We start from the raw sequence: 13,185 nt of genomic DNA, 5'->3' as shown, positions 1-13,185 counted from the left end.
GATCCGCACAGGAGAGAGGCATGAGCACGGTTTCATTGAGGGAAATCGCGATCGACGGCCAGCCCGCCAGCGTCCACGTCGGCGGCCGGGGAGAGCCGCTGCTGCTGGTGCACGGCGGCTGGGGCGGCGCGTCGATGCACTGGTCGTCCGTCTGGGAGCGGCTCGCGGAGCGCTTCCAGGTGATCGCGCCCGACCTGCCGGGCGTTGGCCGCACGGACACCCCGGCGCTCGGCGCGGTAGGCGCCTACGCGCGCTGGCTCGAGCGGCTCCTCGACGACCTCGGCGTCGCCAGCGCGTGGTGCGTCGGCAACTCCTTCGGCGCAGGGGTGGCGTCGTGCTTCGCGGCGCAGCACGCGGCCCGCTGCCGGGGGCTCGTGCTGGTCAACGGCACGCCCCTCCCCGCGCTGCCGCGGGCCGTCGGCTGGCTGCTGGCGCGGCCGCTGCCCCGGCAGATGCTGCGCGCGCTCGCGCTGAAGCAGGCGTACAACCCCTCGATCCTGGCCCGCGCCTTCGCCGACCCCGGCCGCGCCCCCGCCGCGCTGCGGGACGACCTGGAGCGCGGCAGCTCGCCGCAGATGGATGCGGTGCTCGACGCCGTGCTCCACGGGGGTCCCAGCGCGCCGCTCGGCCTGGCCCCCCTGATCGTGTGGGGCGAGGCGGACCGGCTCGCGGGCAGCTCGGCGCGCGCCGCGATGAAGCTCCACGCCTCGCTGCCGGGCTCGCAGCTCACGTTCATCCCGGCGACAGGGCACATGCCGCAGCTCGAGAACCCCGAGGCGTTCGTCGACGCCGTGTCGCGCTTCATCGAGGCGCGCTCGGCCGCCGCCCGCCCCCGCGGCCTCGGCGGGCGGGTCGACGCCGACGCGTAGGCCCGGGCGCGGCCCCGCGCGCCGGCGGATCGCCCCTCTCTCTCTGCCAGCCTCTCCCTGCCCGTCGCCCTCTGCCAGCGCGCCTGATCCCGGCGCTCACACCCCCGTCGGGTACGTCTCCGCCTCTGGCTCGCGCCGGGCGGCCGTCCATTCCAGCGGCCTCACCGCTGTCGTCTCGTCGATGTGGATGACCGCGTCGAACTGCTCGCTGAGCCGCGCGTGGAAGTAGTGGCTCGCCCGCTCGGTCTCCGGCAGGTACAGGACGCCGATGGCGCGCTCGAGGGAGCGCTCGCGCAGCGCCTCCACGAGCTCGCGCCGCGCGCCCGCCTCCGGCCGCAGGTCGAGCCAGAAGCGCGGCAGCTCCGTGTCGTGGAAGAGCCGCTCGTAGCTGTTCGGCAGCGACGGCCGGACACGCTTGATCTCGGCGGGATCGCCCCACTCCGAGGCGGCCATCACCGTCCCTGTATGCGTGGAGAAGCCGACGAGGAACGTGTCGTCGCCGAAGCGCTCGCGCATGAGCTGGCCGACGTTCCACTCGCCGCTCTCGCCCATCTGCGTCGCGCGCGCGTCGCCGAGGTGCGAGTTGTGGGCCCAGAGCACGGCCCTCGTCGGCGCGTGGAACCGGTCGAGGTGCGCGACAAGCGCCTCGACTGTGTCGACCATGTACCTGTCGCGGAGGTTCCACGACGACACAGCGCCGCGGAACATCGTGCGGTAGTACTCCTCGGCGCTCTGCACGAGCCGCGCGTTCTGCTCGACCTGGAAGTACTCGTCCTCCGCGACGCGCCCGTCGCGCTTCGCGTACTCGGCCTGCTTCTTCATCAGCTCCATGAGCTGCTCGACGACCTCGCGCTCGCACGACCCGCTCAGCTCGAAGCCGGCCGCATACCCGTACACCTGCGGGTCGTCGCTGAACCGGTCGAAACACCCGTAGCGGCGCCGCGCTCGCCGGGCGGCCTCCGGGTCGACGCGGTCGAGGTAGGCGAGGACCGCCTCCATCGACGCATGCAAGCTGTAGAGATCCATGCCGTAGAAGCCCGCCTTCGGGCGCCCGCGCGCGACGCCGGCGTTGTGCTCGCGGAGCCACCGGACGAGCCCGAGGACGTCCTGGTTGCGCCACATCCACTGCGGGAACCGCTTGAAGCCGCCGAGCGCCTCCTCGGCGCTGCCGTCGTCGTCCGTCCCGCGGACATGGCGGTTCACGCGGTACGCGTCCGGCCAGTCGGCCTCGACGATGACGGCGGTGAAGCCCTTCTCGGCGATGAGCCGCCGCGTGATCTGGGCGCGGGCCTCGTAGAACTCGTGCGTGCCGTGCGTTGCCTCTCCGAGCAGCACGAACCGGCGGTCGCCGATGGCGTCGAGCAGGGCGTCGTCGTCGCGCGCGGCGCCCCGCAGCGGGCGGGCGGCGTCGCGGACGAGGGCTATCGCACGTTCTCGAGAGCTGGGCATGGTGTCACTCCTTGGGACCGTCGCGGCTGCGGCCTCATCCACGGCGCCCCCACCGTGACTGGACACGTCGCGTCCGCCGGAGATCGACGCCTCTGGCGAACGGCGAACCCCCTCGTTGGCCGCTGAGCTCGCTGTTCCATGGTTCCGGATCGGGTCTCTGGACAGGCGCCAGGGTTTGCAAGACCCGCGCCGGAATGCACCATGACCTCGGGAGCTGCCCTGTTCTCAGGGGCCTCGGATCGCCTCGGCGCGCAGCGTCGAGGGATGTCTGTCACGGCATCACGGCATCGTGGTGACCCGCGTGCGCTTGCTGAGCTGGGCCGTTGCGTAGAGGAGATAGAGCCCGGCGAGCCCGACGAGCACGTAGATGATGCGGCTGATCGCGCTGTCCCGGCCGAAGAGGGCGGCGACAACGTTGAACTCGAACAGCCCAACGAGCCCCCAGTTGATGGCGCCGATCACGACGAGCGCGATCGCGGCCCACGTTAGCCCTGAAATCCCACGGTTGACCTGTTCCATACCCCCCGCGGAAGCATGCGCCGCGCCGCGCGATGCGTGCACCGCGCGCCCGCCGCGGCGCGCCGACCTGCTGACGCCGCCGGCCTGCGCCGGAAGAGGCCGCTCGACGCGCGCTCTTCTTCGTACGGCTCCTACGGCCCCGGCTCCGGCGCGACGTCGAGCAGCGAGGGCAATAGCTCCCCCGCGCCGCCGGTGAACACGACGTCACAGAGGCTGGTCACCGCGCTGGGCTCGACGTTGACCTCGGCGATGAGGGCGCCATGGCGCTTGGCCATCGGCACGAAGCCGGCGGCCGGGTACACGACGGCCGAGGTGCCGACAACGAGCAGGAGATCGCAGCCGTCGACCCCGGCGGCCGCCGCGGCGAGATCGCGCTCCTGGAGCGCCTCGCCGAACCAGACGACGTGCGGGCGCTGCACGCCGCCGCAGCGACAGTGAGGCAGCTCCGCGGCCGTGAAGCGCCGGGCGCGGGTGTCCGGATCGGGGGAGCCGCTGCCCGCGAACGCGGGCGTGATGGGCACGTCGCGGCTCTCTGTCACGCTCCCGCACGAGAGGCAGCGCACCTGCCACAGCGAGCCGTGGAGCCGCACCGGATCCAGGGAGCCGGCCTGCTCGTGCAGCCCGTCGATGTTCTGGGTGATCAGGGTGAACGTGCGGCCGGCTTCCCGCCACCGCGCCTCCAGCCGCGCCAGCGCGCGATGGCCCGGGTTCGGCGCGCAGCCGAGGGCGCGCTCGCGGCGGTGGTTGTAGAACTCCCACACGAGGCCGGGATCGCGCTGCCACGCCTCGGGCGAGGCGAGGCTCGTCGCCTCGTAGCGCCGCCACAGCCCGCCGGCGCCGCGGAACGTGGGGATCCCCGACTCCGCCGAGACGCCGGCGCCGGTCAGGACGGCGATCTTCCTGGAGCGGCACAGGCTGGATTGGAACCGCTCGCGGCTGGCTGCGCTCATCGCGGACCTCCTGAGGAGAGAGGGAGCAGAAGGCGGGAGAGCGGAGGACGGTTGTCCCGGCGCCGTCGTCCCCACCTCCTGCGCAACATAGCGCACCGCGCTGGACGGCGCCTGCAGCAGGCGCCCCGCGGTCCCCCCATTTCGGGTGTAAGCCCGCCGCGGCGACAACGTTTCCCTGACACCTGGACGCGCCGGGCCCGCCACAGCGAGCCGCGGCCGCGAGCGTCCCTTCGTAGGCTCGCCGGGGAGGACCGGCACATGCGGCCTTCGATCCGCGAGGGCGGCGAGGGGACGTGTCCTGTCCAGGAGATCCATGGAGGGCTGCGCGCGCGGCCCTCCCGAAGACCTGCCCGGGGCCCGGCGATCAGGGCCTCACGAGAACGCACTGCGGGGATCCGCGCTCGCGATCCCCTTCAAGGAGGACACCTCATGCGCACCCTGTCGTTCGCCGTCGTCGCCCCGTCTCTCGTCGCTTCGTTGCTCCTCGGCTGCGGCGCGTCGGCCCCTGCCCCGGCCGCGCCGGGACCGTCGACGGGCGCCGCGGCCGCGAAGCCCATGCAGCCGGAGTACGACGCGCCGGAGGGCGAAGGCCACGCGTCGGCCGCACACGAGAAGGCCGAGGACGCCGCGCCCGGGGCCTCGCCCGCCGCGCCCGAGGCGGCTGCGCCTGCCCTGCCCGCGCCCGCCGCGCCCCCGCCGCCGGCCGTGGTCTCGGCCCCGTCGCCCAGGGCCGCGCTGACGAGCAAGCCGGAAGCGCGCCGCGGCCAGGCGAGCGCCGCGCCCAAGAAAGCGCCCCCCCAGCGGATCGCCGCCGCGCCGCGCCCCGCGCCGCCGCCCGCGCCTGTCGCCGTCGCCGCGCCCGAGCCCCAGGGCAGCGAGACGTACCGCGACTACGGCGTGAACCCGGTGGAGGACCCCGCGAAGGACCGGCTCTCCACGTTCGCGATCGACGTGGACACGGCCTCTTACGCCATCGCGCGCCGCAAGATCCTCGAGGGCGCGCTGCCGCCGTATCAGGCCGTCCGCGCCGAGGAGTTCCTCAACTACTTCGACTACGGCTATGCGCCCCCCGCGGCGGGCCCGTTCGCCGTGCACCTCGCGGCCGCGCCCTCGCCGTTCACCGTGGGCCACCACCTCGTCCGCGTGGCCGTCCAGGGCAAGCGCGTGCCGGTCAAGGACCGGACGCCGGTGCACCTCGTGTACCTCGTCGACACGAGCGGATCCATGCAGTCGCCGGACAAGATCGAGCTCGCGAAGAAGAGCCTCCGGATGCTCACCGAGTCGCTCAAGCCCGGGGACACAGTCGCCCTCTGCACCTACGCGGGCAGCGTGCGCGAGGTGCTCGCGCCGACCGGCGTCGAGAGCAAGGGGAAGATCCTCGCCGCCATCGCGGACCTCACCGCGGGCGGCTCCACCGCCATGGCGAGCGGGATCGACCTCGCCTACGACCTCGCAGCGCGGACGCTCGTGAGGGGGCACGTCAACCGCGTCGTCGTGCTCTCCGACGGCGACGCGAACGTCGGCCCGACCTCCCACGACGAGATCCTGGAGACGATCAAGCGCGCGAAGGACAAGGGCATCACGCTGTCCACCATCGGATTCGGCCAGGGCAACTACAAGGATCTGATGATGGAGCAGCTCGCCAACCAGGGCGACGGGAACTACGCCTACATCGACAGCGAGGCGCAGGCGCGGCGCGTCTTCTCCGAGCAGGTCGGCGGGATGCTCCAGGTCATCGCCCGCGACGTGAAGATCCAGGTCGAGTTCGATCCGGACCTCGTCAAGACCTACCGGCTCATCGGCTACGAGAACCGCAATGTCGCCGACAGGGACTTCCGGAACGACAAGGTCGACGCCGGCGAGATCGGCGCGGGGCACAGCGTGACGGCCCTCTACGACGTCGAGCTCAAGCCCTCCGCGCTGCGGGGCGGCGCGACGCCGGTCGTCGTGCGCCTCCGCCACAAGGCGCCTCTCGGCGCGAACGCGGCCGAAGAGACGGTGGTCCGGATGGCCCCGGGCGCCATCGCGCCCACCTTCGACGCGGCGCCGGCCGACCTCCGCTTCGCGTCCGCCGTGGCCGGCTTCTCCGAGATCCTGCGCCACAGCCCGCACGCGCGCTCGTGGAGGCTCTCCGACGTCGAGACGATCGCGCGCGGCGCCGCGTCCAGCAAGGGCGATCAGCAGGAGTTCATCGGCCTCGTCCGCCGCGCCGGCGCGCTCGCCGGCGGCAGGAAGGACGCCGTGATCGCGAAGGCCGCCGACTGACCCGCGCGCCCCGGGTCTCCGTCGCGCGCGCCGATCCGCGCGCGCCGGCTCCGGGCGTGCGCGAATCACGCGGGGCCAGCGCGGCGCCCCCCCGCCCCCGTCGACCCGCTCCAAGTCGATCCGTGATCCGGGGGAAACCGTGTATAAGCTCTCTCACGGCAGGTCGTCATGGACAGCCTTCGAGGAGCCACGTCAATCCCATGCACATGAAGCGCGGCCGCTGGGCCGCTTCGCTGCTCGCGCTCTCCGGCGCGCTCGCGTCCACCCCGGCGTTCGCGGCCGGCTCCGCCGTCCTCACGGGGACGGTCATCGACGCGGCGACGAACAAGCCGGCTCAGGACGTCGTGGTCACCGTCACCTCCCCCGCCCTCCAGGGGGAGCAGATCGTGGTGACCGATGCCGCCGGTCAATACCGTATCCCGAACCTCCCGCCAGGCACGTACACCCTGCGTCTCGACAAGGAGGCCTACAGGCCTTATTCGCGCGGCGGCGTCGAGCTGCGGCTCGACAGCACGATCCGGGTGAACACCCAGCTCCTCCCCGAGGCCCTCCAGGCCCAGGAGATCGTCGTCGTCGGCGCCCCGCCGACTGTCGATGTCGGCTCGAGCGCGACGGGCGTCAACGTGAGCTCCGAGTTCGTGAGCCGTATCCCGCTCAACCGTCCGAGCGCGAAGGGGGCGGCCACCCGATCGTTCGAGTCCCTCGCCGAGGTCGCGCCGGGCGCGTTCGCCGACCGCTACGGCGTCTCGATCAGCGGGACGACCTCGCCGGAGAACCAGTTCGTGATCGACGGCGTCTCGGTGAACAACCCGGGGTTCGGCATCCTCGGCACGCCGCTCTCGGTCGAGTTCGTCGACGAGCTCAACGTGATCACCGGCGGCTACATGCCGGAATACGGCCGCTCGACGGGCGGCTACTACAACGTCGCCACCAAGTCCGGATCCAACGAGTACCACGGCTCGGTCTTCTTCAGCATCACGCCCGGCATCTTCGAGGGGCCGCGCGCCGCCGTGATCGCGCAAGAGAGCGCGATCACCACCGACGTCACGCTGTCCTCGCTGCGCGACTTCGGCGTCGAGATCGGCGGCCCGATCCTGAAGGACAGGCTGTGGTTCTACGCCGGCCTCTCGCCCTCGTTCGCTACCTACCGCCTGGAGCGGAACCTCAACATCCTCGAGCCGGCGGGCGACAAGCCCGGCGGCGTCGCGCGGAGCCGCCTGCCGGGGTCGACGGACGTCTACTACGCCAGGCAGCAGAGCCTCCAGTACCTGGGCAAGCTGACGCTGCTCATCGATCCGGACAACACCCTGGCGCTCTCCGTCTACGGCACGCCGACCCTGTCGGGCGGAGACGGCGCCTTCGGGCTGAACCCGCGCGACGGCAGGATCGAGTTCGACAACCCCTACAACGGCGGGATCATCAACGGCAGCTACGGCGCGATCGCGCACCAGTACGTGACCACAGCGACCGACGCCTCGCTCAAGTGGTCCTCTGCGTTCAAGAACAAGACCCACCTGCTCGACGTGACGCTCGGCATCCACCACGAGCTCAACGCCATCCGCGCCTCGGACGGCGAGAAGATCGGGAGCGGAAAGGGGCTGTCCGACGTCGTCCAGGTGCTCTGGCAGAGATCCCCGCCGCGCTCGATCGGCGAGTTCGAGCCGGGGGACGCCACGCAGCGGTGCGCGCAGGAGGACCCCGCGGGGAGCGAGCCGTGCCCGGTGCCCGGCTATTACTACACGGGCGGCCCCGGCGTGCTGAGCGAGTCGGTCTTCGACCGCTACCAGGGCAAGGCCATGCTGACGAGCCTGTTCTCGGCCCTGGGCCACCACGTCGTCAAGGCCGGCGTCGATGTCGAGGTGATGCGCTACAGCAGCCAGCGCGGCGAGTCGGGCGGCACGATCCTGACCGAGTTCCCCGACGGATCGGTGATCTACGATTACCGCCGCCACGGGTTCCTGAGCGGCCCCGACGACCCGGTTCATCTCACGAGCTACGAGGCTGTGTCGACGTCGCTGACGCTCGGCGGCTTCGTGCAGGACAGCTGGAGCATCGCCGACCGCGTCACGCTGAACGCCGGCGTGCGCTACGACGCGCAGCTCCTCTACGGCTACGACGGCGCGCTCGGCCTGAGCCTGCCGAACCAGTGGTCGCCGCGCGCCGGCGTCATCTACGACGTCACGCAGTCCGGCAGGTCCAAGCTCTACGCGAACTATGGTCGGTACTACGAGAGCGTGCCGCTCAACATCGCCGATCGCCTGCTCCCCGGCGAGCGCATGCTCTACTCCTTCCGCGACCCGTCGACGTGCGATCCGAGGAACGAGGAGGAGACCCAGGGCGCGTGCGAGGACGACGACGGGCGCCTCACGGCCGACGGCCCCCACGCGCCGAACCAGAAATGGGGCGTCATCGGGAGCGACAAGACGCCTGTCGATCCGGACCTCGAGCCGCAGTCGTCCGACGAGATCGTCCTCGGCGGCGAGTACGAGATCGCGCCCAAGGTGCGGATCGGCGCCGAGTACACGAAGCGCTGGCAGAACCGGATCATCGAGGACCTGAGCCGCGACGAGGCGAAGTCCTATTTTATCGCCAACCCCGGCTACGGCGCGGCCAGGGACTTCACGAAGGCGACGCGCGATTACGACGCGTTCACCCTGTATGCAGAGAAGGTGTTCGCGGGCGGCTGGCTCGCGCAGGCGAGCTACCGCATCGCGTACCTGCGCGGCAACTGGTCCGGGCTGTTCAAGCCCGAGACGACGCAGATCGATCCCAACATGAACACGGACTTCGATCTGCAGTCGCTGCTCCCGAACCGGGAAGGCGCCTTGCCGGGGGACCACCGGCACCAGATCAAGCTCTACGGCGCGAAGGATTTCGTCTTCAAGAACGGGCTCGTGGTGAACCTCGGCGGCGCCTACCGCGCCCGCTCCGGCGCGGCGACGTCGTACCTCGGGGCCCACCTCCTCTACGGCCCCGACGAGGTCTTCATCCTGCCGCGCGGGAGCGGCGAGCGCCTGCCCTGGGTGCACGACGTCGACGTCCACGTCGGCGTCGGCGTGCAGCTCGCGAAGGACAGCGCGCTGCTCGTGGCGGTCGACTCGTTCAACCTCTTCAACTTCCAGGCCGTGACGGCGGTCGACGAGCGGTACACGTCGGCGCAGGTGCTGCCCATCCCCGGGGGCACGGAGGCGAGCCTCGCCGGGCTGCAGAACGCCGACGGGAGCGCGTTCGACCCGGTGAACAAGAACCCGAACTTCGGCAATCCGGTGGCGTACCAGGCGCCGCGCACGTTCCGGATCAGCGCCAAGGTGACCTTCTAGGGCTGCGCCGCGCGCGGCAGAGACGCCATGAAACGAACCCACGGAATGCAAGCCGGTCTGATGGTCGTCCTCGCATCGCTGGTCGCCTCCTGCGAGCAGCCGAGGATGCAGTGCACGGCCGGGCACGGCGGCTTCGCCGCGACCTACACGCTGAAGCCCGGCTCGAAGCAGGGCGAGGGCGACTGCGACACGCTGCGGGGCGAGACGATCGGCCTCGAGAAGTACAACCCCTCCCGGCCGGGCAACGAGAAGGAGCAGGACCTCTCGAGGGCGCTGCTCGCCATCCGCGCGACCGAGCTCGGCGCGCTCGCCGCCGAGGCCGAGGGCGCCGGTGTCCCGATCGACGGGGGCGCTGTCACCTCGATGGGCGAGTTCGCCTCGGTGGAGCCGGACGAGGGCGACGTCTGCACTGTCGCGTCGCTCAGCGTCGCGGAGCTGGATCTCCCGGCCTTCGGCGATCGCCCCGCGACGCGGCTCCGCTACGCGTGGAGCAACGTCCGTGTCCATGTCACGCCGACGTTCCCTGGAACGCTGATGACGGCGGATCTGACCTACACGAAGGACGGCTGCACCGCGTCCTACAGCGTCGTGGGCCTGTGGCCGTCGGTGTCGTGCGCCGCGCCGCCCATGGAAGGCTCGGACGCGATCGTGACGGACCCGGGCCTCTGCGACCCGCAGGCAGACATCGCGGCCGGCAGGCTCACCGGGTCCGGGATCAACCCCGATCTCGAGGAGCAGGTCACCTGCGATCCCGAGATCGCGCTCTGCGTGCTCAAGGAGCCGCCGGCAGCGCTGCGCTGAGGCCGCTCAGCGGCACGCCGCCCCGGCGACCGCCGCGCTTCGTACACCCAGCATCGACACCGCGTCACCCAGGTGAATCCGTGGTCCCGCGACCACGGATTGTTTCGTCGCGGCAGGAACTCCACGCCTTGGCACATGGCGAACCCGTTCGTGACTCAAGGAATCCCCTTATTTCGCAGCCCTTTTCAGCAGAAAATTGAACAGCGAGTCGGGGAGACAGGGAGTATTTTGAAGACTTCCCTCCCCGCATCCCTGTGAATTTTCCCGAGAATTTGAGGGGATGCCTCGGGTTCGTCACCGCATCATCACGCGGCGGACAGGCGAGCGGGCCGAGCGCGCCTGAGCAAATAATCTGAAGGGCTGGTCCCCGTCGCGCCATCAAGTCCATGAGCTGCCCGGATCCGGGAGGCGAGCTGTCCTGCGTGCTCTGGGCCGATGTGCGAAGAGGTTTTATCATGCTACAATATTCTATCTTCACTGCTACCAGGATGTCGTTCCTCCTTGTCGCCATCGCCGCGGGCGGGATCGGGTGCCTCGATTCCGGATCGTCGCAGGGCGAAGCCGATGTAGGGCACAACGAATCTGCCGCGTGCGCTGGCTCTCCGGAATGGCAGGAAGGTCAATGGTACGAGGAGGGTACCATCGTGAGCTACCAGGGGTCGGCCTACATCGCAGAGCACGACAATCCCGGCTATATCCCGACGGTCAGCACGTACTTCTGGGAGCCTTACTCCGCCTGCGCCGACACCCCCGAGCCCGGCCCGATCGGCGCGCTCCCCGCGAAGGTCGTCGCCGGCTACTACCCCAACTGGACGCCGTCGCCCGTCCGCATCCGCGACGTCAACAGCAATTACAACCTCATCTACCTGTTCGCCGCGCATCCCGTGGGAGGGCCGCCCGGCACCACCGGCGCGGTCACCTGGACGCCGCCGGGCGACGGCAAGGGGGCGGCGACGCACCTCAGGGAAGACATCCAGTATGCCCGGACGACCCAGGATCGCAGGATCATCCTCTCCATCGGCGGCGCCGGCCAGGGCATGAGCTTCCCGGACCGCGGGAAGTCGCAGACGTTCGTCGACAGCGTGGCCGGCATCTACAACGACCTGGGCGGGTTCGACGGGATCGACTGGAACACCTTCGAGGCCAACCAGAACCCCGACACCGAGGAGATGATCTGGATCAGCCTGGAGCTGAAGCGGCGCTTCCCCGGCTTCATCATCACCGCGCCTCCGGCGCCCTGGAACCAGCGCGACAAGGATTTCTGCAAGGCGATGGTGGACGCCGGCGCCATGGACTACGCCGCCCCGCAGTACTACGACGGCCCCGACCTCGACCAGCAGTCCTACATCGTGGACAACGTCGACCAGTGGGTCGACCTGCTCGGTCCCACGCACGTCGCCGTGGGCTTCGGGATCTGGGACGCGCAGCACTACATGTCGATCGACGAGGCGATCCCCACGTGGAACGAGGTCGAGGGCAACCACCCGGCGATCCGCGGGGTGTTCGACTGGCAGATCCACACCGACGAGAGCCAGGGGTGGCCGTTCGCCGAGCGCATCGGGCCGCTGGTCACGGATTGAAGCGGCGCCGCGCGCGGCCCTCCCCCCGGGGGGCCGCCGCGCCGCTACTGGATCGAGCCGATCGAGACGAGGAAGTCGTTGTAGGCGTCGATCTTTTCCGCCGGGACCACGTCGATGCCGATGTTGACCTTGCTCTCGTCCCCTTCGATCAGCGGGTCGAGGATCGCCCGGGTCGCGTCGAGGCCGATGCTCTTCATGCCGTAGAGGATGTACGGCACGAGGTACCCCTCGTAATACTGCCGCTGGGTGTGCGTGGCCTTGATGCGATCCTGGCGCATGAGGTCGACGGTCCTCGGATCGAAGTCGAACGTGACGATGGGGAGGCCCGGCATGGCCGCGCCGTCCGCGGCCGGCACGCACCGGTACGAGATGTTGAACAGGCCGAGGATCCCCACGGCGGGCGGGGACGCGGCCACCAGATTGCCTCTCATCCGCTCGATGTCGCTGGCCTCGTTCTCATCTCCGAACATGGCCTCGCTCACCACGGGCTTGTACCCGGCTTCCGCGATCGCCGCCAGGGCACCCTGCGTTCGATCGTATCCGTCGGGCCACGTTTCTCCGAGGATGCCGTGGATCACCACCGTACCTGGCGGCGGCGGCAGCATCGCGAGCAGGGTCTTCGCCGACGTGGCGCCGGCAGGCTCGTTGAGGGTCCCGACGTAGAGCGAGCGCTTCGAGTCTGGCAGGTCGCTGTCGAGCGTCACAACGGGGACCCCGTTCGTGGCGGCGTCATCGACGGCGGCGGCGTTGGTTGTGTCGAACGGCGAGACGCCGATCCCGTGGGCGCCGTCCGCGACCGCCTGCGCGATCTGCTGATTCTGCAGCTCCTGCGATGAGGGGCCATCGACCGTCGTGACATTGGGCCCGATCACGTTGCCGATGACCCCGAGCTCACCCATGGCGCGGTTCGCGCCCGTGGCGATCGGCGCGAAGAAGTCGTCGAGGTTCTTCAGCAGAACCACCATCTGCGCCTCGTCGAGCGGACTCTCGTTGATCGCGGCGACGAGCGCGTCGACCGTCGCCTCCAGCTCCAGGGGAGTGAACTCGTTCTGTGGGGTCTCCGCTCGCTTGATGGGCGTGACCTGTTCGCCCGAATCGGAGGGTGCGCTCGATCCGCAGGCCGCCGTCATCAGCGTGAGCCCGAACGCTACCATCCAACATTGCCCTGTCTTCGTCATGAGACACCTCCTCCATGATCAGCTCGGTCGCTGGCCGTCTGCAATGGTCGAACCTCATGGCTGTCCGACGAGAGCAATGCGCGGCGGCAGGCATCCAACAGGTCCATGCTAGATCGTCCACGGTACGCGGCCGCAGATCGCGCTGTCAAGAATCGCTGAAAGGAACGCTCGTTAATTGGAATGGAGGACCCGGGTGCTGCTCACGCTGCATTCTGCGACGCAGAGCACAACAGCCGGCGTCGCGCTCCGTCCCC

At 70.2% G+C, this 13,185-nt stretch carries 9 protein-coding genes; 5 read left to right on the top strand and 4 right to left on the bottom strand.

The window, feature by feature from the left end:
- The first annotated feature begins 20 nt into the window (after positions 1–20).
- A complete protein-coding gene (locus WMF42_RS03285; protein ID WP_081426781.1) occupies positions 21–869 on the top strand; it encodes an alpha/beta fold hydrolase in 849 nt (282 codons plus the stop codon).
- 96 nt (positions 870–965) lie between these two features.
- On the opposite strand, the gene WMF42_RS03280 is transcribed toward WMF42_RS03285, so the two are convergent.
- The 3 genes from WMF42_RS03280 to WMF42_RS03270 all read right to left on the bottom strand — a co-directional run bounded on the left by WMF42_RS03280 (position 966) and on the right by WMF42_RS03270 (position 3,787).
- Positions 966–2,318, bottom strand: a complete 1,353-nt coding sequence (locus tag WMF42_RS03280; protein ID WP_437690108.1) for an erythromycin esterase family protein — start codon at positions 2,316–2,318, stop codon at positions 966–968.
- Between the two features lie 279 nt (positions 2,319–2,597).
- Positions 2,598–2,837, bottom strand: coding sequence for a DUF378 domain-containing protein (locus WMF42_RS03275; protein ID WP_061610531.1), 240 nt, complete (start codon positions 2,835–2,837; stop codon positions 2,598–2,600).
- A 131-nt stretch (positions 2,838–2,968) separates the two neighbouring features.
- On the bottom strand, positions 2,969–3,787 hold the full coding sequence (locus WMF42_RS03270) for an SIR2 family NAD-dependent protein deacylase (protein WP_061610530.1): 819 nt from the start codon (positions 3,785–3,787) through the stop codon (positions 2,969–2,971).
- A 429-nt stretch (positions 3,788–4,216) separates the two neighbouring features.
- Between WMF42_RS03270 and WMF42_RS03265 the strand changes: the two genes are divergently transcribed.
- The 4 genes from WMF42_RS03265 to WMF42_RS03250 all read left to right on the top strand — a co-directional run bounded on the left by WMF42_RS03265 (position 4,217) and on the right by WMF42_RS03250 (position 11,753).
- The gene (locus WMF42_RS03265) at positions 4,217–6,052 is read left to right on the top strand and encodes a vWA domain-containing protein (RefSeq protein WP_437690106.1); all 1,836 of its coding nucleotides are present in this window, start codon (positions 4,217–4,219) and stop codon (positions 6,050–6,052) included.
- Between the two features lie 200 nt (positions 6,053–6,252).
- Entirely contained in the window at positions 6,253–9,372 is a 3,120-nt protein-coding gene (locus WMF42_RS03260; protein ID WP_437690104.1) for a TonB-dependent receptor, read from the top strand.
- Positions 9,373–9,417: 45 nt separating this feature from the next.
- Positions 9,418–10,173: a hypothetical protein gene (locus WMF42_RS03255; RefSeq protein ID WP_437690102.1), complete on the top strand. Its 756-nt coding sequence runs from the start codon at positions 9,418–9,420 to the stop codon at positions 10,171–10,173.
- A 455-nt stretch (positions 10,174–10,628) separates the two neighbouring features.
- Positions 10,629–11,753 (top strand): glycosyl hydrolase family 18 protein, encoded by a 1,125-nt coding sequence (locus WMF42_RS03250; RefSeq protein WP_437690100.1) that lies wholly within the window; start codon positions 10,629–10,631, stop codon positions 11,751–11,753.
- Positions 11,754–11,797: 44 nt separating this feature from the next.
- On the opposite strand, the gene WMF42_RS03245 is transcribed toward WMF42_RS03250, so the two are convergent.
- Entirely contained in the window at positions 11,798–12,931 is a 1,134-nt protein-coding gene (locus tag WMF42_RS03245) for a substrate-binding domain-containing protein (RefSeq protein WP_437690098.1), read from the bottom strand.
- Between the last annotated feature and the right edge of the window lie 254 nt (positions 12,932–13,185).

Source organism: Sorangium sp. So ce176 (assembly GCF_051519835.1).
Taxonomy (GTDB): Bacteria; Myxococcota_A; Polyangia; order Polyangiales; family Polyangiaceae; genus Sorangium; species Sorangium cellulosum_G.
Note: the sequence above shows the minus strand (reverse complement) of the source record. Positions and strands in the feature narration are given on the sequence as shown.

Coding starts and splice junctions, on each gene's coding strand:
- WMF42_RS03285 (WP_081426781.1), top strand. CDS start 21: ATGAGCACGGTTTCATTGAGGGAAATCGCGATCGACGGCCAGCCCGCC.
- WMF42_RS03280 (WP_437690108.1), bottom strand. CDS start 2,318: ATGCCCAGCTCTCGAGAACGTGCGATAGCCCTCGTCCGCGACGCCGCC.
- WMF42_RS03275 (WP_061610531.1), bottom strand. CDS start 2,837: ATGGAACAGGTCAACCGTGGGATTTCAGGGCTAACGTGGGCCGCGATC.
- WMF42_RS03270 (WP_061610530.1), bottom strand. CDS start 3,787: ATGAGCGCAGCCAGCCGCGAGCGGTTCCAATCCAGCCTGTGCCGCTCC.
- WMF42_RS03265 (WP_437690106.1), top strand. CDS start 4,217: ATGCGCACCCTGTCGTTCGCCGTCGTCGCCCCGTCTCTCGTCGCTTCG.
- WMF42_RS03260 (WP_437690104.1), top strand. CDS start 6,253: ATGCACATGAAGCGCGGCCGCTGGGCCGCTTCGCTGCTCGCGCTCTCC.
- WMF42_RS03255 (WP_437690102.1), top strand. CDS start 9,418: ATGCAAGCCGGTCTGATGGTCGTCCTCGCATCGCTGGTCGCCTCCTGC.
- WMF42_RS03250 (WP_437690100.1), top strand. CDS start 10,629: ATGCTACAATATTCTATCTTCACTGCTACCAGGATGTCGTTCCTCCTT.
- WMF42_RS03245 (WP_437690098.1), bottom strand. CDS start 12,931: ATGACGAAGACAGGGCAATGTTGGATGGTAGCGTTCGGGCTCACGCTG.